This window comes from Mesorhizobium sp. M1142 (genome assembly GCF_040318565.1).
In the GTDB taxonomy this organism is placed as follows: Bacteria; Pseudomonadota; Alphaproteobacteria; order Rhizobiales; family Rhizobiaceae; genus Mesorhizobium.
In genome coordinates, this window is record NZ_JAMYMK010000018.1 from 1 (window position 1) to 21106 (window position 21106).

At 62.1% G+C, this 21106-nt stretch carries 20 protein-coding genes, 1 tRNA gene and 1 pseudogene; 8 read left to right on the plus strand and 14 right to left on the minus strand.

The annotated features are described in order from the left end of the window. Window positions 1–250 (minus strand): annotated as a pseudogene (locus NKH42_RS24425) (hypothetical protein); the annotation flags it as partial. A 93-nt stretch (window positions 251–343) separates the two neighbouring features. Continuing rightward, complete coding sequence (odc2, locus tag NKH42_RS24430) at window positions 344–1477, minus strand: ornithine/lysine decarboxylase (protein WP_352506312.1); 1134 nt, start codon at window positions 1475–1477, stop codon at window positions 344–346. Between the two features lie 563 nt (window positions 1478–2040). Between odc2 and NKH42_RS24435 the strand changes: the two genes are divergently transcribed. The 4 genes from NKH42_RS24435 (at window position 2041) to NKH42_RS24450 (ending at window position 6047) form a co-directional block, all read left to right on the plus strand. Further along, a complete protein-coding gene (locus tag NKH42_RS24435) occupies window positions 2041–3240 on the plus strand; it encodes an amidase (RefSeq protein WP_352752534.1) in 1200 nt (399 codons plus the stop codon). A 1-nt stretch (window position 3241) separates the two neighbouring features. Further along, window positions 3242–4141: a LysR family transcriptional regulator gene (locus NKH42_RS24440; RefSeq protein ID WP_352688077.1), complete on the plus strand. Its 900-nt coding sequence runs from the start codon at window positions 3242–3244 to the stop codon at window positions 4139–4141. A gap of 86 nt (window positions 4142–4227) precedes the next feature. Beyond that, window positions 4228–4896: a DUF1007 family protein gene (locus NKH42_RS24445; protein WP_254816980.1), complete on the plus strand. Its 669-nt coding sequence runs from the start codon at window positions 4228–4230 to the stop codon at window positions 4894–4896. Then, a complete protein-coding gene (locus tag NKH42_RS24450) occupies window positions 4893–6047 on the plus strand; it encodes a nickel/cobalt transporter (RefSeq protein WP_352752581.1) in 1155 nt (384 codons plus the stop codon). The genes NKH42_RS24445 and NKH42_RS24450 overlap by 4 nt, the downstream gene beginning before the upstream one ends. Window positions 6048–6072: 25 nt before the next feature. Here the strand turns inward: NKH42_RS24450 and denD are convergent, their stop codons facing one another. The 4 genes from denD to NKH42_RS24470 form a co-directional block, all read right to left on the minus strand. Further along, window positions 6073–7050: a D-erythronate dehydrogenase gene (denD, locus tag NKH42_RS24455; protein ID WP_352702815.1), complete on the minus strand. Its 978-nt coding sequence runs from the start codon at window positions 7048–7050 to the stop codon at window positions 6073–6075. Between the two features lies 1 nt (window position 7051). Then, entirely contained in the window at window positions 7052–7258 is a 207-nt protein-coding gene (locus NKH42_RS24460) for a hypothetical protein (protein ID WP_254816978.1), read from the minus strand. A 62-nt stretch (window positions 7259–7320) separates the two neighbouring features. Continuing rightward, window positions 7321–8304, minus strand: a complete 984-nt coding sequence (locus NKH42_RS24465; protein WP_352736981.1) for a cation diffusion facilitator family transporter — start codon at window positions 8302–8304, stop codon at window positions 7321–7323. Window positions 8305–8418: 114 nt separating this feature from the next. Next, entirely contained in the window at window positions 8419–9105 is a 687-nt protein-coding gene (locus tag NKH42_RS24470) for a GNAT family N-acetyltransferase (protein WP_352647573.1), read from the minus strand. A gap of 82 nt (window positions 9106–9187) precedes the next feature. Here NKH42_RS24470 and NKH42_RS24475 point away from each other — a divergent pair, with 82 nt between their 5' ends. Further along, on the plus strand, window positions 9188–10372 hold the full coding sequence (locus NKH42_RS24475; RefSeq protein ID WP_352752536.1) for a pyridoxal phosphate-dependent aminotransferase: 1185 nt from the start codon (window positions 9188–9190) through the stop codon (window positions 10370–10372). A gap of 22 nt (window positions 10373–10394) precedes the next feature. Further along, window positions 10395–10775: a YciI family protein gene (locus NKH42_RS24480; RefSeq protein ID WP_254816974.1), complete on the plus strand. Its 381-nt coding sequence runs from the start codon at window positions 10395–10397 to the stop codon at window positions 10773–10775. Window positions 10776–10795: 20 nt separating this feature from the next. Here NKH42_RS24480 and NKH42_RS24485 read toward each other — a convergent pair whose 3' ends face one another. The 5 genes from NKH42_RS24485 to NKH42_RS24505 form a co-directional block, all read right to left on the minus strand. Continuing rightward, the gene (locus NKH42_RS24485) at window positions 10796–11551 is read right to left on the minus strand and encodes an SDR family oxidoreductase (protein ID WP_352688061.1); all 756 of its coding nucleotides are present in this window, start codon (window positions 11549–11551) and stop codon (window positions 10796–10798) included. Window positions 11552–11747: 196 nt separating this feature from the next. Further along, window positions 11748–13451 (minus strand): ADP-ribosylglycohydrolase family protein, encoded by a 1704-nt coding sequence (locus NKH42_RS24490; RefSeq protein WP_352752538.1) that lies wholly within the window; start codon window positions 13449–13451, stop codon window positions 11748–11750. Next, window positions 13448–14107 (minus strand): DarT ssDNA thymidine ADP-ribosyltransferase family protein, encoded by a 660-nt coding sequence (locus NKH42_RS24495; RefSeq protein WP_352752540.1) that lies wholly within the window; start codon window positions 14105–14107, stop codon window positions 13448–13450. The genes NKH42_RS24490 and NKH42_RS24495 overlap by 4 nt, the downstream gene beginning before the upstream one ends. After that, entirely contained in the window at window positions 14104–15576 is a 1473-nt protein-coding gene (locus NKH42_RS24500; RefSeq protein ID WP_352752542.1) for a 3'-5' exonuclease, read from the minus strand. Before NKH42_RS24500 ends, NKH42_RS24495 begins: the two co-directional genes overlap by 4 nt. Before the next feature lie 226 nt (window positions 15577–15802). Continuing rightward, window positions 15803–16549: a tellurite resistance TerB family protein gene (locus tag NKH42_RS24505; RefSeq protein WP_352752544.1), complete on the minus strand. Its 747-nt coding sequence runs from the start codon at window positions 16547–16549 to the stop codon at window positions 15803–15805. Between the two features lie 275 nt (window positions 16550–16824). Here NKH42_RS24505 and NKH42_RS24510 point away from each other — a divergent pair, with 275 nt between their 5' ends. Further along, window positions 16825–17184, plus strand: a complete 360-nt coding sequence (locus NKH42_RS24510) for a YybH family protein (RefSeq protein WP_352752545.1) — start codon at window positions 16825–16827, stop codon at window positions 17182–17184. A gap of 22 nt (window positions 17185–17206) precedes the next feature. On the opposite strand, the gene trhO is transcribed toward NKH42_RS24510, so the two are convergent. Next, window positions 17207–18124 (minus strand): oxygen-dependent tRNA uridine(34) hydroxylase TrhO, encoded by a 918-nt coding sequence (gene trhO / locus NKH42_RS24515; protein ID WP_352752547.1) that lies wholly within the window; start codon window positions 18122–18124, stop codon window positions 17207–17209. Between the two features lie 153 nt (window positions 18125–18277). Between trhO and NKH42_RS24520 the strand changes: the two genes are divergently transcribed. Then, on the plus strand, window positions 18278–18916 hold the full coding sequence (locus NKH42_RS24520; RefSeq protein ID WP_352752549.1) for a 2-dehydro-3-deoxy-phosphogluconate aldolase: 639 nt from the start codon (window positions 18278–18280) through the stop codon (window positions 18914–18916). A gap of 41 nt (window positions 18917–18957) precedes the next feature. Here the strand turns inward: NKH42_RS24520 and NKH42_RS24525 are convergent. Together NKH42_RS24525 and mepK are read right to left on the minus strand one after the other, a co-directional pair. Then, a tRNA-Gln gene (locus NKH42_RS24525) sits at window positions 18958–19031 on the minus strand. An 83-nt stretch (window positions 19032–19114) separates the two neighbouring features. Further along, window positions 19115–20959, minus strand: coding sequence for a peptidoglycan L,D-endopeptidase MepK (gene mepK, locus NKH42_RS24530; protein ID WP_352752583.1), 1845 nt, complete (start codon window positions 20957–20959; stop codon window positions 19115–19117). Window positions 20960–21106 lie beyond the last annotated feature (147 nt).

The following is a 21106-nucleotide window of genomic DNA, read 5'->3' on the forward strand; positions in this document are numbered from 1 at the left end:
CAAAGCGCGCCAAACTGTTCGCGATGTCCTCGCACACCTGTTCGCGATGTCCCCGGTCCAAACACCCCCTTGAGGGGGAGATGTCGCCGCAGGCGACAGAGGGGGTTGCCGCGCGTGAAGCGCTGGCCCCGCACAGTCCAAGAGAGGTCGACGCAGCCGAACCGACCCCCTCTGGCCGCTTCGCGGCCATCTCCCCCTCAAGGGGGGAGACCAGCCAGGCGCCTTCAACAATGAAATCTACAATGTCCATTTCCGCGATCCTTCACGAGCGGAGATCTGTTCCACAGGCGAACCCGGGCAGGCGAAAGGCGCCCACCTCGGGGTGATCTGAGGGCCGAAGCCTTCAGATCACGTAGGATCGGAGAGGCTCGAAGCCGTTGAAGGCGACCGAGGCGTAGGTCGTCGTGTAGGCGCCGGTGCCCTCGATCAGCACCTCGTCGCCGATGGTCAGTGACAAGGGCAGCGGATACGGCGTCTTTTCATACATCACGTCGGCCGAATCGCAGGTCGGGCCGGCGAGCACGCAAGGCGCGGTCTCGCTGCCGTCATGCGCGGTGACGATCGGATAGCGGATCGCCTCGTCCATTGTCTCGGCGAGACCGCCGAACTTGCCGATGTCGAGGAACACCCAGCGCACATTGTCGTTGTCGGCCTTCTTCGAGATCAGCACGACCTCCGATTTGATCACCCCGGCATTGCCGACCATGCCGCGGCCCGGCTCGATGATCGTCTCGGGGATGGCGTTGCCGAAATGCTTCCTGAGCGCCGAGAAGATCGCCTGGCCATAGGCCTGAGCCACCGGCACATCCCTGAGATAGCGGGTCGGGAAGCCGCCGCCCATATTGACCATCTTCAGCACGATGCCTTCGTCGGCCAGCGTCGCGAACACCTTCTTGGCATCGGCGAGCGCGCGATCCCAGGCAGTCAGGTCGGTCTGCTGCGAGCCGACATGGAACGACACGCCATGGGCGTCGAGGCCGAGCGCCTTGGCATGGCGCAGCACGTCGACCGCCATCGCCGGCACACAGCCGAACTTGCGCGACAGCGGCCATTCGGCGCCCTCGCCGTCGGTCAGGACGCGGCAGAACACACGGGCGCCGGGAGCAGCACGTGCGATCTTCTCGACTTCCTCGACGCAGTCCACCGCAAACAGCCGGATGCCGAGCTGGTAGGCGCGCTGGATGTCGCGCTCCTTCTTGATGGTGTTGCCGAAGGAGATGCGGTCCGCCGGCGCACCGGCGTCCATCGCCATCTCGACTTCGGCAACGGAAGCGGTGTCGAAGGACGAGCCCATCGCAGCAAGCAGGCGCAGGATTTCCGGCGCCGGATTTGCTTTCACCGCATAGTAGATCTTGGAATCGGGAAGCGCCTTCTCGAAGGCGCGGAAATTGTCGCGCACGACATCGAGGTCGACGACGAGGCACGGGCCGTTTGGACGTCGGGTGGCGAGAAAGTCAAGGATGCGCTGGGTAGCCATCGGGTCTCTCCATCAGCGCCTTTCGGCGCGCACAAAGGCTTGCGGACGCGGGCTCTCGGCCTCGCGAACACGCGGTGGACAAAGGCGGGACGTCAAATCCATGGAACCAGCCGGTGGAGACCCCGGAACCATGAAGCGCCGTCTCGCGGCGGTGAACCTTGGCCTTGCCCGGCCTCGGTTCGCTTTGTCTGCCTTGGCTTGGATGGGAGGCCCGTCCGCACTGCCGGCAATGAAGGTGTGCCTCTTCAGTAACCCCGGTCTTTGGACGACCGGCAGAACACCAGAAAGGCCCGCACCGTCGTTGCTTCAAGGTGTCCTCGGTTGGCGGTTGGCCGCTAAACCGACTGGAGGGGTTGGCTCCAGTTACCTTACCGATTGCCCTCACCATTCGAGGATCGGCGGACACCCACACGCACGTGCGACTTTGGGCAAGCGCGATATAAGATCGAAAGATTTCACAATCAATAAAAATCGTATGGCAGGTTGTAAAATTTGTGGCATCGAACAATGCTGCGGCAACCAGAAGAAAAATGCTGCGGCAAGCACATCCGGATATCGAACGCATGACAGGCACTCGCGGCCCGCTGAACGCTTTTCTCGACCTTGATCCAATCCCTGTAGCCAATGCGCAATCCGGCCCGCTTGCCGGCTTGCGGCTGGCCGTCAAGGACATCTTCGACGTCGCCGGCTACCGCACCGGCTGCGGCAACCCGCAGAAGTACCGGGACGCTTCACCGGCCATGGCGACCGCGCCGGCCGTCCAGGCGCTGCTTGATTCGGGCGCGCGCTTCGTCGGCAAGACGCAGACCGACGAACTCGCATTTTCCCTGCTTGGGTTGAACGCGCATTTCCCGTCGCCGGTCAACCCGGCAGCACCCGACCGCGTCACCGGCGGCTCGTCCTCTGGTTCTGCCGCGGCAGTCGCCGGCGGGCTGGCCGACATCGCCACCGGGTCCGACACCGGCGGCTCGATCCGTGCGCCGGCAAGCTTCTGCGGCCTGATCGGCCTGAGGACGACGCATGGCCGCATCTCGCTCGACGGCGCCATGCCGCTGGCGCCTTCGCTGGACACGTTCGGCTGGTTCGCAAGCGACATCGTCATCTATGAAAAGGTCGGCACGCTGCTGCTCGGCGACGATCCGCATCGCCACGAACTGAGGCGCCCCATCGCTCTCGATGCACTGGACGGCCTCGTGCTCGGCACGCTGGAGGCCGCGGAATATCGCGCCATGGTCCGCAGTGTCGCGTCCGTGCTGGGCGCACCGCGCACCGTCGGCCCGCTGTCGCATTCCACCGACGATCTCTATTGGTGCTTCCGCAAGCTGCAAGGCTATGAAGCCTGGCAAAGTCACGGCGCCTGGATCGCCGGCGGCGACCGCATGCTCGGACCCGGGGTCAAGGAGCGTTTCGAGCACGGCGCGACCATCGACGCGGCAACCGCACAACGTGAAACGGAACGTCGCGTTTCGTTTCGCCTCGCGCTTGCCGGCCTGCTTGGCGATGACGGCGTTCTTGTGCTGCCGACCGCGCCGGGTGCCGCGCCGCTCAAGGCCGCGTCATTCGACGATTTGCAGGCCTATCGCGAGCGCGCGCTGAGATTGCTGTGTCTTTCCGGCCTGTCCGGCTTTCCGCAGATCACGCTGCCGCTCGGCAAGGTCGGCGGGGCGCCGTTCGGGCTTTCGCTGCTCGGTCCGAAGAACAGCGACCGGCAGTTGATTGCGCTGGCCGCCCGCATCCTTTCAGCCCACCAAGGAGGCGCATGACATGGATACGCTGACCCGCATGCGCGCCTTCATCGACGTGGTCGAGGCCGAAGGCTTTTCGGCGGCGGCGCGCAAGATCGGCCGCTCGAAGGCGCTGCTGTCGAAATATGTGCGCGAACTGGAGGACGAACTCGGCGCACTGCTGCTCAACCGGACCACCAGGCAGTTCTCCCTGACCGAGGCGGGCCACACCTATTACCGGCGCGCCTCGGAGATCGTGCGCGAGGTCGACAGCCTTGCCGATGCGGTGCGCGAATCCTCCGGCGACGTGCGCGGCAGGATCAAGCTATCGGCGCCGCGCACTTTCGCCGACGCGCCGATCGGCCAGTCGCTGATCGACTTCGCCAAGCAGCATCCCGATATCGTACTCGACGTTCAACTCGACGACCGTTTCGTCGATCTGGTCGAGGAGGGCTTCGATCTGGCGGTGCGCATTTCGCGGCTGGAAAATTCCTCGTTGATCGCCAGGCGCCTGGCGCCGTTTTCGGTGCGGCTTTGCGCGTCTCCCGAGCTGATCGCCAAGCACGGCATGCCGGTCAGGCCGCAGGATCTTGCGCGTGTGCCTTGCATTATCGACACCAATGGCCGCTGGCTGACCAACTGGCCTTTCAAGGGCGACAGTGGCGATACGGTGAGCGTTTCGGTCTCCGGCCCGATGGAGGTCAACAGCCCGATGACGGCAAGGGCGGCGGCCGTGGCGGGCTTGGGGTTTTCCATCCTGCCGGATTTCATCGCCGCGCCCGACATCGAAAGCGGCAAGCTGGTGACTGCGCTGGATGACCGCATCCTGCCTGGTGGCGGCATTTTCGCCGTCTATCCGCACCGGCGCTATCTGCCTGCGAAAGTTCGCGTTTTCGTCGACTTCCTGGTGCAGTGGTTCAAGGCGCTGGACAACGCATGAGCTTTCAGCCGCCTTGCGGTCCCATTTTCGCCCCCTTTCTGGTAACTGTCGGCAATTCACCGAAGCCGATTGAATCGCGACCGAGAATGCACCTGAAACAGCAAGCCATCATGCTGGCTTCGGCCTTGACCGCGACGTTTGCCGCCGTCGGACCGGCTGAGGTGCATCCCCACGTCTTCGCCGAAGCCCGCCTCGAAGTGGTCCTGGGCCCGGATCACCAAACTGTGAAGGCATTGCGCCATGTCTGGCGGTTCGACGATTTGTTTTCGAGCACGGTGATGATGGAGTTCGACAAGAATTCCGACCTGAAGCTCGACGACAAGGAGCTGAAGGATGTTGCCGACACCGTCCATGCCTCGCTTGCCGAATTCAACTACTTCCAGCTCGTCACCGTCGACGGCAAGGACGTGGCAATGACCCCGCCGCCGCATCTGATGGCCAATTTCGATAATGACCAGCTGATCATCCTGTTTGAATCCGAACCGAAGGTGCCGATCAAACTTAGCGGCAAGATCGATATCGGCGTCTACGATCCGACCTTCTACACCGCGATCGATTTCACCGAGGATGCCAATCTGCAGGTCGATGGCTTGCCGCCGGCCTGCACCAGCAAGGTTGTCCGCCCCAACCCGGACGAGGCGATCGCCGAAAACCAGAAGACCCTGACCGAGGCCTTCTTCAACGATCCGACAGGTACCGACATGAGCAAGATCTTTGCCACCAAGCTCGAACTGACCTGTCAGCCGGAAGGATAGATCCAGTGGCGAAACCGTCCCTGCGTTTGGCATTCGGTCTTCTGGCCGCCGCCTTTGTGATGACGCACTTTCTCGGCTCCGCCCACGCCCAGAGTTCGCTGGGCATCGGCACCAATGACGGCATGGCTCCAACCGCCACCGGCCCGTTCGCCCACATCCTGATGTGGATCAATCTGCGCCAGCAGGAATTCTATCATGCGCTTGCCGGCGCGATGAAGGCGATGCGCCAGGATGGCAGCAGGCTGTGGCTGCTCATCGGCCTGTCCTTTGCCTATGGCATTTTCCACGCCGCCGGCCCCGGTCACGGCAAGGCGGTGATCTCGTCCTACATGGTGGCCAATGAGGTGGCGCTCAAGCGCGGCATCATGCTGTCCTTCGTCTCGGCCCTGCTGCAGGCGCTGACCGCGATCGTGGTGATGCTGCTCGCCTATTTCGTGTTGCGCGGCACCGCGATATCGATGACCGACGCCGCATGGTTCCTCGAAATCATGAGCTATGTCTTCGTCACCCTGTTCGGCGCCTGGCTGCTTTGGCGCAAGGCCGGCCCGGCCATCCTTCGCCTGTTCGGCGCAAGCCCCGGCTACAGCCTCTCGGCTGCCCATGCCGGCCATTCACATGCCGGCCATTCACATTCCGCGCATGCCCATGCGGCACATTCCCACGCGCTTCATGCGCATGACGATCACGACCATGCGCACGACCATCATGACCACGGCGCACACGACCACGCCCATGCTGCGCACGATCACCACAGCCATGCGGCGGGCGAGGTCTGCGAGACCTGCGGCCACTCGCATGCGCCCGACCCGGCGCTGCTTTCCGGCGATCGCTTCGATTGGCGCACGGCCTGGTCGGCTGTCGCTGCCGTCGGCATCCGCCCCTGCTCCGGCGCGCTGATCGTGCTGAGCTTCGCCTTGCTGAACGGGCTATGGTTCGGCGGCATCCTGTCGGTGCTGGCCATGGCCCTCGGCACCGCAATCACCGTCTCGGCCCTGGCAACGCTTGCGGTGACCGCCAAGAACTGGGCGGTGTATTTCGCCGGCGACGGCCGCATGGGCAACCGCATCCATTCCTTCGTCGAGATCGGCGGCGTCGCCTTCGTCTTCCTGTTCGGCCTGCTGCTGCTCTCGGCCAGCCTGACCGGCGCCTGACCTCGTTGCGTCCGATCGGAGCGCTTTAACTAGGGATATTGCCGCCCAACTCGTCCTCGATATGGACGCGTATGATCTCGTCGAAGCTCGTCTCGGCGGCAAAGCCAAGGTCCCTCGAGCGCTGCGCCTCGAAGCGTGTCGGCCAGCCCTTGACGATAGCCCAGATCGTCTCGTCGGGCTCCTCGCGGATCAGTTTCACCGCCTTGGCGCCGGCGACACGCTCCAGCGCTTCGATCTGCTCGCCGACGCTGACGGCGACGCCCGGCATCGTCAGGTTGCGGCGCGGTCCGACGGCGGCACCGTCGATCTGAGCCGCATGGATCAGGAAATTCACCGCCGAACGCGGGCTGGCGTGTGTATGGATGACCGAGCGCGGCACCGGCAGGATCGCTTCATGGCCGCTCAGCGGCTCGCGGATGATGCCGGAGAAGAAGCCCGAGGCCGCCTTGTTCGGCTTTCCCGGCCTGACGCAGATGGTCGGCAGCCTGATGCCGATGCCGTCGAAGAAACCGCGGCGCGTATAGTCGGCAAGCAGCGCCTCGCCGATCAGCTTCTGCGTGCCGTAGGAGGTCAGCGGCGTCGGGTGGAACTCGTCCGGAATGACGTCGGGAAACGGTGCGCCGAACACGGCGATCGACGAGGTGAAGACGACGCGCGGCGCAAACCCCGCCAGCCTTATGGCATCGAACAGCGCCCTTGTGCCGTCGAGATTGACGCGGTAGCCGAGATCGAAATTGGCCTCCGCCTCGCCCGACACCACGCCGGCGAGATGAAAGATCACGTCGGGGCGCAGCGCGACCAGATTTGTCGTCGCGCCCGGCGCGGCAAGGTCGCCGGTGTGGGGGGTAATGCTGACACCTTCGAGCACCGGTGCTTGCGGCGGCACGATATCGTGAAGATCGAGCGCGGCGATCTTGCGGCCGCCGAGCGCCCCGTCCTTGGCCAACCTGGCGATGAGTTTGCGGCCGACCATGCCTGCCGCGCCGGTAATCAGAATGCGCATGTCACTTTCCCTTTTTGCGCTGGCTGCGGCTACGCAGCCAGAACACGACGAAGATTGCCACCATGAAGATCGCCGCGACGACGCCGGCAAGAACCGTCGAGATCTTGCCGACCGCCAGCATCACTGTTGGAAGATTATAGGCTGCGATGCCGAACAGCAGCAAAACCCAGGCGGCGCCGATCGCCGCATTGCGAGTGTCGCGGTCCATCACGCGGCACCAGGGCGGCGAGAGTTCATGTCGATCGTTGCCAATGCCCAGAACTCCCGAAGTCAGTGATAATGGCCGCGGTGCGCTGCCGTGTCATGCGCATGCTCGTGCTCGTCATCATACTCATGTCTGTCTGCACATTGACCGAATTCCGGTTCGACCGTGGCATGGGCTATGCCATGTTCCGCCGCAAGCCGCTTCTTGATCGCGCTTACCGCCATATGCGCGTCGACGCCGTCATTGAGGCAGGCATGCAACGTCGCCATGTTGCTGGAGCCGTCGAGCGACCAGACATGCATGTGATGTACCTCGCGCACGCCCTTGATCGAACCTTCGATGTCCCTCGCGATCAGGTCGCGGTCGAGGCTTGCAGGCACGCCTTCGAGCAGGACGTGGGCAGCCTCGCGCATCAGCGACCAGGCCGTGGACAGGATCAGCAGCGAGACCAGGACCGACAGGATCGGATCGATAGGTGTCCAGCCCGTCGCCAGGATCACCAGCGCCGCGACGATCGCCGCCGCCGAGCCGAGCAGATCGCCCAGCACATGCAAAATGGCGCCGCGCATATTCAGGCTGCCGCGGTCGCCGCCGTGCAGCACGTAGAACGAGCCGAGATTGACCAGCAGGCCGGCGATCGCGACGACCAGCATCGGCCCGCCGAGCACCGGAGCCGGCGCTAGCAAGCGGCCCCAAGCCTCGTAGACGATCCACAGCGCAATGGCGAAGATGGCGATGCCGTTGGTGTAGGCGACCAGCGTCTTGACCCGGCCGAAACCGTAGGTGAGGCGCACGGTCGCCGGCCGGCTCGCAAGATGAAAGGCATACCAGGCCAGGCCGAGCGCGACGCAATCGGCAAGCATATGGCCGGCATCCGCCAGCAGCGCCAATGAGCCGGTGAAGATGGCGCCCAGCGTCTCCGCAACCATGAAGCCGGCGGTCAAGCAAGCAGCGATCAGCACGCGCTTCTTGTCGGTCGAGCCGTGCACATCACCTGCGCCATGGCTGTGGTCGTGGCCCTGCGCAGCATGGTCGTGGGTATGCGCCATCTATGAGCTCCTGCTAGAGCCTGATCCATCCCGGCAGACCCGGGACGGAGGCTCTGTCTTCATGTTTGACCATGATCTTATCCGAAAACCGGCGTCCACTTTTCGGGATCATGGTCAGGCGCCGAACTCAGCGCGAAAATCCTCGAGCCGTCGCTTCTGCCGGCCGTCGCCCTCGAAATTGGCCGGATCGAGCCATGCCTCATAGGCTCTGCGCAATGCCGGCCACTCTTTGTCGATGATCGAGTACCACGCGGTATCGCGGTTTTCGCCCTTGACCACAAGATGCTGGCGGAAAATGCCCTCGAACTTGAAGCCGAAACGTTCCGCCGCGCGCTTCGACGGCTCGTTGCGGTTGTTGCATTTCCATTCGTAGCGGCGATAGCCAAGCTCATCGAAGATGTATTTCATGAATAGGAACTGCGCTTCCGTCGCCGCCGGCTTACGCGAGATCAGCGGACCCCAATAGATGTTGCCGATCTCGATCACGCCATAGGCGGCGTCGATGCGCATCAGCGTCTGGCGTCCGGCAATTTTTCCGCTGGCCTTGTCGATGACGGTGAAGAACAGCGGGTCCTCGCTGGCTTCGGCCTTGTCCAGCCAGGGCTGGAAGGCGGCACGGGTCTGCGGGGGGTAGTCGGGCAGCCAGGCGAAGCGGCCATCTATGTCGGGCACCGAAGATGCTTCAAACAAGCCGTCGCCGTGCTTTTCAGCGTTAAGCGGCTCAAGCCTGACAGTTCGTCCCTCCAGCACCTTGCGTTCCGGCCGCGGGCGCGGTTGCCAATTCTTGAGATTTTCCGACACGCGAAGCTCCGATCCGTTGACTTTTTCGGGCGGACGCTCACAAAAACGCACGCTCGCTGAAAGAACCACACGGACGGGAAAAATGCTCCACACGATTTCGGCCTTCGACCGCCTCGGCGAGGAAAATGCGTTCGCGGTGCTGGCGCGCGCCACGGCACTTGCCCATCAAGGCCGCGACATCGTCAATCTCGGCATCGGCCAGCCCGACTTCAAGACGCCGCAGCATATCGTCGAGGCGGCGATCAAGGCGCTGCGCGACGGCCATCACGGCTATACGCCGGCCAACGGCCTGCTGGCGACGCGCGAAGCGGTGGTCCGCCGCACGCTGGCCACCACCGGCGTCGAAGTCTCGCCGGAAGCGGTGATGATCCTGCCCGGCGGCAAGCCGACCATGTTCGCGGCCATCCTGATGTTCGGCGAGCCGGGTGCCGAAATCCTCTATCCCGATCCCGGCTTTCCGATCTACCGCTCGATGATCGAGTTCACCGGCGCTGCCCCCATCCCGGTGCCGATGCGCGAGGAGAACGGCTTTGCCTTTTCGGCTGCGGAGACCTTGGCGCTGATCACCCCGAAGACCAGGCTGCTGATCCTCAACTCGCCCGCCAATCCGACCGGCGGCGTCACGCCTCGCGCCGAGATCGAAAAGCTGGTCAGGGGGCTGCAAGCGCACCCGGACGTTGCCATCCTCTCCGACGAGATCTACGACGTGATGACCTATGACGGCGAGACGCACTGCTCGCTGCTCGCCTTCCCCGAAATCCGCGACCGGCTGATCGTGCTCAACGGCTGGTCGAAGACCTGGGCGATGACCGGTTGGCGCATGGGCTGGTCGATCTGGCCGAATGGCGACAAGGGCGCGCATCTCTACGACAAGGTGCGCAAGCTGGCGGTCAATTGCTGGTCCTGCGTCAACGCGCCGAGCCAGTATGCCGGCATAGCCGCCATCGACGGCCCGCAGGACGACGTCGACAGGATGATGCGCGCCTTCGACCGCCGCAGGAAGGTCGTGGTCGAGGGGTTGAATGCCTTGCCGGGCGTTTCATGCATCACGCCGAAAGGCGCCTTCTATGCCTTCCCCAATGTTTCCAAGACCGGCTGGAAGGCCAAGAAGCTCGCCTCGGCGCTGCTCGAGGATGCCGGCGTGGCGCTGATCGGCGGCCCCGATTTCGGCATTCTCGGCGAAGGCTATGTCAGGCTGTCCTACGCGAATTCCGAAGAGAACATCCTGCGCGCGCTGGAGCGGATCGAGACGTTTCTGGCAAAGTGAGGACGACGAAAGGAGACGCCAGATGTTCTATGCCATTCTTGCCTATCACGAGGAAGAAGCGATTACGGCACTGACGCCTGAGCAGGATGCGGCGCTGATGACCGATCTTCTCCAGATCAACGATCGGCTCTACCGCCAAGGCACCCTTGGGCCGGCGGCCCGGCTCGGCGCGACACAAGACGCCTGCACCTTGCGCGGGCCAGGCACCGGAATGGTTATCGACGGCCCCTTCGCCGAGACCAAGGAACAATTGCTGGGGCTCTATGTCGTCGACTGCGCCAACCGTGACGCCGCCATCGACATTGCGCGCGACCTTCGCCGCGTCAATCCGACCGCCGTCTACGAAATCCGCCCGATTTCGCTATATTTACCCGGCGTGCCGCTTCCGGTCACCCGGCCCTGATTTCACCGGGTGAGACTAATTTAGCCCCGCCCGACAAATGGCATCTTCGTCGCCATCACGGTCATGAACAGCACGTTGGCGTCGAGCGGCAGGCTGGCCATATGGAGGACCGCATCGGCGACGCGCTCGACATCCATCACCGCTTCGGCGGCAATGGTGCCGTTGGCTTGCGGCACGCCGACCGTCATCGCTTGCGCCATGTCGGTCAGCGCGTTGCCGATGTCGATCTGACCGCAAGCAATGTCGAAGGGCCTGCCGTCCAGCGCCAGCGTCTTGGTCAGCCCGGTGATGGCGTGCTTGGTCGCCGTATAGGGCACCGAGCCCGGCCGTGGCGCATAGGCCGATACCGAGCCGTTGTTGATGATGCGGCCGCCCATCGGCTGCTGCCTGCGCATGGCGCCGAACGCGGCGCGAGCACACAGGAACGAGCCGGTGAGATTGACCCCGACGATATCGTTCCACACTTCGACCGGGATGTCGTCGATCAATGTCGATTTGTAGCTCGTGCCGGCATTGTTGAAGAGCAGGTCGACGCGCCCGAAAGCCGCTGCCACCGTCTCGAACAGATCGTCGACCTGATCGGCCTTGCTGATGTCGCAGGCGAAGGCCAATGCCTTGGCCCGCGTCGGCCCGGCCGCGGCGATCGCATCCTCCAGCACCGGCTTGCGGCGACCGCAGAAGACCGTATTCCAGCCGGCCTTGAGCAGCGCTGTGGCGACGCTCTTGCCGATGCCCGTGCCGGCGCCGGTGACGATGGCGGTTTTATAGTCGGTCATGGCTGTACTCCCTGAAAGGGATGAGGCATCGCAAATGACGGGAACCATGGCAAGCCGGCCCAAAGCCTGTGCTCACAAAAAGGGCGGCCGTTGGCGACCGCCCCTGATCCGAACCGGGCATGGGAGGAGGAAAGCCGATCCGACTGCCTTAAATGATGCGCTTCCTCGGTTAACGATAGGTTAACTCAGCTGCGAGTTACGAACGTCTCCTCTGTCGAGCAAGCTTAGCTTTTGCTACTATCGCCGAAAAGGCAACCGCAGCATCGACAGAACCCGTGGCATCAATGCAAAGGTTCAACAAACGCCCCAGAGCAAGATCATCGAAATTTGAATGAATGACCTCATCTGTCCAAGCGTCTATGTCGTTACGTGTAATTCTCTTGGCCGGCGTACTCAAGTCCTGTTGGCGGATACTCTCTCTGCCGCGTGCCGAATCGCTCGCGCGTACGCTTGGTGGTGTCGGTCCGGCATTCGTGGACTGTGGAGTTGGCTTGGCTTTTTGACGCGGTCCGGGAAGTTGCGAGTCGGCGATCATATCTGTCAGGTTGGATTTGCGTTTGGCGAGAATGGTTTGCCCAAATGGCAGAGCCAGCCACTGCCACACCGCGTCGCCTGATCTATATTCCTCACTCAATGGCTCAAGGATACCGAGGCCGACGATTGCGAGCTTTCCCTTCCGCCACCCGATTGATGCGGTTTGCTTCGCAGGTGGATTCCAATGCCCAAGATCCGGATAGGAGAAACTGTCCTGCGGTTCCCCGCGAGCGATTGCTGCCAGACGGCGGGCCTCCTGAACAATGTAATTGCTATCCTGCACGGGCCATTCTGGCAGACGATCGCTAACAGCTCCGAGTAACGCGCCAGCCATTGTTGCGATTGTGTCAGTATCGCTTTCCAATTCATTGGCAGCGACCACCAGCGCAACGCTAGGATTTTGATTGCGATGAAGATAGGCTAGCACGACAGCTGCCAATGCCGTCTTGAAGCCAGAGCCGCGAAATTTTGGCGTTAGACAGCCTACAGCGTCAAGGCAATCGTGATACGCCAGGTTTGTATTTTCTCCCAGGAGCTTCAGGACCACGTCCAGATCGGAGCGAGCCTCACTCATCATCTTCTCGATTGCCTGAGTGACCGGGATACCTCCATCGTTCGCCCATGCAGATTGCCAGAATGCCGACAGTTGAGGATCAAGTCCGATGAAGCGACCGAAATCGCTGAAGCGATCAATGTAACCATGCCAACTTTTCGGCTCTGGGATTTGGCCGGTACTGATCGCGTCCGAAAGACACAGAGCATGAAACATTGCCCCGCAAAATCCATGCGGATGACCATGGGTGACCAAGGCATCACGCAATACGTTGAGCAGCATCCGGTCACCCAAGTTCGAGGACGACCAAACATGAGGCTGAATCCTCATGGCGGCGCCGTTCCCGCCACCATTCACATACTTCTGACCCGCGCTTTCAAAGAAGTTGGAGAACCAATTGACGCTCCGCCGAGATAGATTCACAGCAGCCGCCTTTGTCCCGAGTCCACCGCCGAGCGCATAGGTTGGCCAGACTGTGACCTCAATCTTTCCGAACGTCTCTACATCGAACGAGCCATCACCTCTGATTGATCGACACACTGCCAGCCTAAGTTGCGTATCATCCGAATAGGTGCCTGCAGGCAGGTCGACGCGAGGACCATTTCTTCCACCGATCAGACGTCGCCAGTTCACGGGCCTAGTTACTTCTGATGAGCCTGTACGATGTGCTACGCCCGAGGGTCCCCGCGAAAGCTCAGTTATCCAGCCAAGGGCGTCTCCTGCGGCTGCCCACAACGCAGAGCCCACGACGGCTCGCTCACGATGTTTCTCCATGTCGCCATAGGGGACTGAGGGTTTGATCTCGGTGTTCAATTTGGCTTCCCAATGAATTTCTGTGAGGACAATACAACGTCAACGCCCCGATAGCCAAACTCTCGCAGCCAGCCCGACGCTTGGTCTTGATGCTCCTCTTTTCTCACGTAAATACGCCGCAGAAATTCCGTCGACACCGCTGCCGGATAAAGCACTTCAGCTTGTTCGCACGTTGGAAGGCGCGCCCCACGGGATCCTCGCCAAGCCTTCCACGTACCCTTCCGGTCAATTGTGGGAGCAAATAGGCGTTCGAGCCCTTCAACGGCGCTTTGTCGAATGCAGCAGTCGTAGGAATTATTGGTAGTCGCGAAAACCACGCCTTCGTGAGTCATAATCTGAGGATCAAAACCTAAGATGCCCCACCACACATCCTTATCATGGTGCCATCGATTAGACACTGCGAAGTAGCGAGCGTTAATCTCCGAGATCGATAAATTCACGTAATCGAGCCAATTGTGACTCTTATCAAAAAATGCTGCCGCTTCGGGTCGGACTGCCGCATTGACGTGCAGAACGTGCTCCAAATACTTATCCTGCGGGAGCTTGAAACGGGAAAGGAGGGCGTTGCTTGCGAGAGTGCCAACGATTCCTCTATTAGTGGTGAAATGAAGCAACTCAGTTATTTCGCGCGCGGCAATCACCTCGTGGATGCTCATAGGTTGACCAGATTGTACGTGCCGGGAGCAAAATAACGCACGAGACGCGACTCCTCGCCGGGTTTGTAGCCAACAATGACCGCTTTTCGCGCACGGGCGACGGCTACGGCTAAAAGCCTTCTGAGAACAAATACCTCGTCATCTAACTCCTCATCTCTGTGAGGAGTATTCTCATCATTAAATCCGAGAATAAAAACGTAGTCGAATTCCAGCCCTTTTGCTGAATGGAAGGTTGATAACGCTACATTTTCCGGCCCCTCAGGCCATTCTGCTTCCCGGGTAATGTCAGCATAGCCTATCCGATTTGCAGTCAGCAAAGTGCGGATTTGCCCAAACCAATTTCCACCCTGCGGCTTTAAAAAAGCCACAGAATCTCTATCCAGATCGACGTCACGCTGAATGAAATCAATCGCCCAACGGGCTTGGAGTGCGTACCGCCCACAGAGCACTGTAGATAGCGGACCATGAGCTGTTGCACCCTCAAGATTCGGGAGCACCCCGTCGCCTTCGATGCCAATGCCGTTCAATATCGCTGCCGCAAAGGCAGCTATCTCCACCGTGTTTCGGTGATTGGCTCGCAGCACATGGACTCGCTCTGGACGAACATCAAACCCGGCTTCTGCCCAAGTGAAGCCGCGGGCATATATCCTCTGAACCGTGTCTATAACGAACGTGACCGCGTGATCCGCCGCTAAATGTCGCCTGATCGCACGAAGCTGATTGGCAGAAAAATCCTGACTCTCGTCGACAATGACTACATCGTAACCAATGGGATCGACGTCACGAGTCATCTGAACCGCAACTGAATTCCAATCGAGCACGCCTTCGCTTTCAAGCCACTCAAGATAAGGCGAAACCATTTCGTCCAAGATGCGTCTGCGCAGGTTCCGATCAACTCGTGGCATGGTCCCACGGCCTGTCCGCTCTGCATTGATGTAGCGTTCAAGATCTTCTGGTTCGAACCTCCCTAGTAAATATTCCACTTCCTTGACGATATAGTCGGGTGAAAGCGCGCCGAAGCCTCGCGCTAGCCTTTTTAACTCTGCCCTAGCGCGATCGTTTTCGACTGTGGGAAAGCCCAAGGCCGACATTGACCATCGACCAAACGTCTCTATTTCAAGATTAACTTCGAGATCGCTGGCGATCTGATGTTCAGCCAAAGACCGCACATACCCAGCGAGAGTTCGATTGAAAGTGAGCACGAGAACTCGGACTGGATTCTGATCCCCGCGACGCGCCCGGCGCGCTGCGAACATGTAACAGAGTGAGCGCAATCGCAGCAGCGCTGTCGAAGTTTTGCCGCTACCGGCAGCGCCACATATAATCTCTACACCAAATCTATTTTGACTGATGAGTGGTAGCTGTTCGGCAGTTGCTGTGACCTGTGGTAAAGTTTTCAATTTAGTGCCCCCCGCCGCACCACATACACTCACCACGAGGCGAATGCCAGCGCGCGCGAAGATGACCACCCCTAGTGGTAACCAAGGATGTAGAGGAATTCGCAAATTCGAAAGGTCGGCAACCTGCCGACCTTTCGAGAGGAACCAAGCGATTGATCCCTGAGCTAAACCGGCGGGAATGGCAACGACATGCTGGCCTATCCGATTGATCTAACAAAGCAGGACGGCTGAGACCACCGTTGACGTTGCCCGCGAACTGGACCGGTCTCTGCGCCTCTGAGAGGAGCCTTCTACTCTACCAGTTCGGGCTCGGCGCCGTCCCGGCCTTGGTCTTGACTGCCGGCACCTTCGCCGCCGTCACCGTCGCCTCGACATGGTCGACCAGCGCATCCGGCAAGCCGAGACGGCCGGCAAGCAGGTCGAGATAGCCGCGTTCGGCCCGCGTGTCCGGATCGATGGCAAGACGCGAGGCGGTGTAGAGTTCCAGCTTTTGCGCATCGGTCTTGGCCCCGGCGATCAGCACATCCAGATCGAGCGGCGCCTCCAGTTCCGACATCAGGAATTTCTCCGCTTCGGCGCCGACGCCGGCGAGGCTGAGCTTGCCGGCGATCTTCTGCCGCTCTTCGTCATCGACGTGGCCGTCGGCCTTCGCCGCCGAGATCATCGCCCTGACCAGCGTTAGCGTGAATTCGTCTTCGCCCTGCGGCGCTTGCGACGGATGGAAGGCGGTATCGGCCGGCGGCGGCAGCAATTCCGGTTCGCCTGCAGCTTGCGTCTCGGCCGGCGCGTTGCCGTTCTTGTAGTTCTGGTAGGCCTTGTAGGCGAGGCCGCCGATCGCAGCCAACCCACCAAGCTTCACCGCCGCACCGGTGACCTGACGGCCTGGGCCGGTTCCGAGCAGCACCGCGGCCAGCGCACCGGCGGCAAGCGGATTGTCCTTGGCCATCTGCACCGCCTGCCCAGCCTTGTCGCGAACGGTCGATCCGGTGCCAGGAATTTGCGAGCCGAGCAGATCGTCGAGGAGCTTCTTGGGATCGAACATCAATGCCTCCAGAATTGGCCCGGCCGAAGGTGCGCGGGCAGGTTTGGACGTCGAAGACCTAGGTCCCGCAGTTTGACATTACAATGACGGGGTGCATCCTTTTGCCCGGTGCCACGCATGACCTCGCACCGACATCTGCTGGGATTACACGCAGAAATCAAAGAGCTGCAGCCTCCTTCCGCGCCCAAAAACACGTGGCGCTTGGACATTGGACGTGTCGAAACCGCCCTCGACTTCAACTAATGTCGCGGCATGTCGCTTGAGAGGAGCCTGGCATGACCGATGAGACTGACCGCGAACCGGCACGCGACCCCCAGGAACTGGAGCGCCTGCTGATTTCACGGCAATGGGTCGGAGACATTGACGGCATGGCCGCGCTTTTTGAGCCCCATGCAGTCATCGACAGCGGTGGCGGACACCTGACGTTCGGCCGCGAAGCCATCCGGGCGCTGTTCGCGGAGATCACCGCGACCGGCCGAAAATTTCAGTCCGGAGATCAGCGCCCGGCTGTCGTCAGTGGCGACCTGGCGCTCACCTCGACCCGGCTTCCCGATGGCACCATCACCACCGAGGTGGCGCGCCGGCAGAACGACGGGACATGGCTGTGGGTCATCGATCGTTTCTCTGTTGCTTGACGTGAAGTTGCTTAACGTGAAGCTAACTTCCGATGTGGCGGTCGCCGCGCGCTTGCGCCAGCTCGACCTGGCGCTGGCGCTCGGCGTAGCGGGCGCGATCTTCGTCCGAGCGGGCATCGAAGCAATGCGGGCATGAAACGCCGGTAGCATATTGCGGCGACAGCCGGTCTTCCGCGGCTAGCGGATGCCGACAGGCGCGGCAAAGTTCGGCCTCGCCTTCGACCAGCCCGTGCGACACCGAAACGCGCTCGTCGAAGACGAAGCATTCGCCTTGCCACAGGCTCTGTTCGGTGGGGACGTCCTCGAGATATTTCAGAATACCGCCCTTGAGGTGGAACACATCCTCGAAGCCTAGCGACTTCACATAGGCCGTCGCCTTCTCGCAGCGTATGCCGCCGGTGCAGAACATGGCGACCTTGCGCCCGTCGAGCTCGTGCCGATGCTGCTCGACCCAGGCCGGGAATTCGCGGAAGCTGTTGGTGGCGGGATCGACAGCGCCCTTGAAGGTGCCGAGCGACACCTCGTAGGCGTTGCGCGTGTCGATGACGATGGTACCCGTATCCGAGATCAGTGCATTCCAGTCGGCCGGCGCGACATAGGTGCCTGCACCTGCCGGATCGATATTGTCCACGCCCATGGTGACGATCTCGCGCTTCAACCGCACCTTCATGCGGTGGAACGGCATCGTTGCGGCGCTGCTGAATTTGATCTCGAGGCCGGCGAGACCGTCGATGGGTTCGAGATGATCGATGAGCGCGGCGATTGCCGTTTCACTGCCGGCGACCGTGCCGTTGATGCCCTCTCGCGCCAACAGCAGCGTGCCTTTGATGCCACGTGCGCAGCAGAAGGCAGCAAGCGGCGCGCGCAGCGCCTCGAAGGTGTCGAGCCGGGCGAAGCGGTAAAGCGCCGCAACGCGGAAGGCTTGGCTGGGCGGTGTCATCACCAAGCCACTAAACGCTCACGACAGCCGGATCAAGGCAGAGCCGGGAGGTTTCGAACACCACGCGTGACATCGCGACACGCCGCGTTTCGTGGACAGAAAAATCGCCTTCTGCTAACCGATCGACTTGATCAACAGAGGAGATGAAGACGAATGCCCAGCACGACCGAAAAGCTCCTGTCGCTCCTCAACGGCCAGCCGGTCATACCAGTGCTGAAGATCGCCAATCCCGCCGACGCGGTGCCGCTGGCCCGGGCGCTGGCCCGCGGCGGCCTGCCGGCGATCGAGATTACGCTGCGCACCGCCGACGCGCTGGAGGCGATCCGCCGGGTGGCGGGCGAGGTCGAAGACGCCGTCGTCGGCGCCGGCACCATCCTGGACGCCCGGCAGTTCGGCGCGGCGGCGGCCGCCGGTTCGAAGTTCATCGTCAGCCCCGGCATCACCCGCGAGCTTCTCGCGGCAGCCAACGACAGCGATGTACCGTTGCTGCCCGGCGCCATCACGCCGGGAGAGGTCATGGCCGCGCGCGAAGCCGGCCTGCGCTTTCTGAAATTCTTCCCGGCCGAACAGTCGGGCGGCATTGCCTCGCTCAAGGCTTTCGCCTCGCCGCTTGCCGACGTGAAATTCTGCCCGACCGGCGGTATCACCGGCAAGAACGCCGCCGATTATCTCAGCCTGCCCAACGTCATCTGCGTCGGCGGTTCCTGGGTGGCGCCGGACGATCTGGTCAAGGCCGGCAAATGGGACGAGATCGAAGCCTTGGCACGCGCGGCAAGCAAGCTCGGGCGCTAGCATCTTCTGCATCAAAGTCGCCGCCGATCTCGTTCGCCGGCTGGTTCCCGCTCATGGACTCGAACCACGATTCACGCCTTCAAAGGGCGCTGTCCTACCATTAGACGAAGCGGGAGAATGCTGACCGCTGGTTAGCATCCCGGGATGAAGGAAGCCAGTGTCGGCGTGGAGGCAGCCGCGCGAGGTGCCGAGCGGGGCCTACTCGGTCTTGAAGCGTGCCACCGACATGAACTTGACGGCTTTGCCGGTGAACCGGTTGGCGTCGGCCATCTCGTTGCCCGGCTGGAAGCCTACCGTATAGACCTCGCTCGGCGCCGTACGGACGAAGTCGTAGGCGTAGCGCGGCGCCGTTGTCGCATCTGAGACGGTTGCTACATACTCACCGCTGTGCAGCGCCCAACGGGCGGCCTGCGGCGCGGCGGCGACCACCACCGGCTTGGGGCCGGGTTTCAGGTCGCGGGCGGTTGCCCTGGGTTCCTTGCGTGTGGTCTTCACGCCTGCACCGATGACGGCAGCCGGATCGGAGCCGGCCGGGCGGGCAACGATGGCCTCGCGCGGCGATGCCCCGTCGTTCGAGGCCCGGTCGTCGCTAGCCGGTTCCTCGAACACCGATGCTTGCTCGGAAAGCGACGCGACCTTGTATTCGTCGGTCGCGCTGACCCTTTCCAGAACGGCCTTGACCTCGTCGGGCTGGGAAGTGTCGGGCCGCGCCGACGGCAATACCGAGAATGCGTCGGTGGCGGTGTTGCTCCGCTCTGCCGCACTCGCCAGCGCCAGCAACACTTGCTTGTCCTGCGGCGCAAGACCCGCCGGCGACAGATCGGCCGGCAGCGAATGATCGGGCCGCCAGCTCGGCACGGGAATGTTGTTTGCCGCGACCTGCACCGGGCCGGCAGCGACAGACGGGTCTGCTATGCCGAACGGAACACTTGCCGGCGCCACGCTTGCCGGCGCTTGCGCGGTCGCCACCGCCTGTTCAGTCGATCCAGCCGCATCCGCCACGCCGAACGGAACGTTTTCAGGCGGCTGAGCGCCGACGTCGGTCTTCGGACGCGGAGCAAAATCCGGCAGCGGGACGCTGCGCGCCGGCAATGCCGCGATGATCGTCTCCGGCGTGTCGTTCTCCGGTTCAGGCGCCGGAGCATCGGCGACTTCCGGAATCTCGGCGCGCTTGGCATCCTGAGGCGCCACGATGGCAATACCAGGCAGGTTGCTGCTCTTGGCGGACGGCGCCGGCTTCACGTTACGGGGCCTTGGTGCCGGCTCGGCCATCGCCACATCGGCGCTGTCGTCCGCCTCGTCGTCGCCACCGCCGAACAAGGCTGCCAGGAACCCGTGGGATTTTTTGCCGCCGCTTGCGCTGGCCAGTTCAATGGCCGGCGCGCCGGCGCCCTTGCGGGCTTTGTAGGAGGCGAGCGCCTGTTGATAACCAGGCAGCGGCTTGCCGTCGCTCGGCACATGCAGCGTCTTGCCGTTGGGGAACACGCGCGCCAGTTCCTGGCGGCTGATGCCGGGCCAGTGGCGCACATTGCCGACATCCATATGCACGAAGGGCGAGCCGGAGCTGGGATAGTAGCCGACGCCGCCGCCCTGCATCCTGAGGCCGATATCACGCAGCTTCTTCAATGGGACACCGGGAATGTAGAAATCCATCGCCCTGCCGAGCATGTGCTGGCTCTTCTCGGCGACGCCCCTGCTGCGGCTGCGCAGCATCGAATTCGTGGCCGGCGAACGATAGCCGCAGACGACCTGGATGTAATCGGTGGCGCCGCTCTCCCGATAAGCCTCCCAGACCAGATCCAGCAGTCGCGGATCCATCTTGGTCGGCTCGTTGCGACGCCAGTCGCGCAGGATGATGTTGATCTTTCGCAAGCCCGCCTGGTCGTAGCGGCCGTTGCGCTTGTAGACGATCTCCGCCTTTTCATGCGTGTGGAGATGATAGAGCTTCAGCGAACGTGTCTCGGCGCTGGCGCCGGTTGCCGCCGCTGCAAGGAACCCGACGGCAACAATCACCGCTGCCAGCCATCTCGGCCAGACGCCCATGTGATAATGCCGCCCGTTTTCGTGTCGTTCGATTCTGTTCAAATCAAAAGGCCTTGCAGGCTGCCGTTTTGTCCCCGGATTTGACCAAACGGATGCGTGGTGTGTGCATCCGAATATCGATCCTAATGGTTAATCATCGCTTATTGA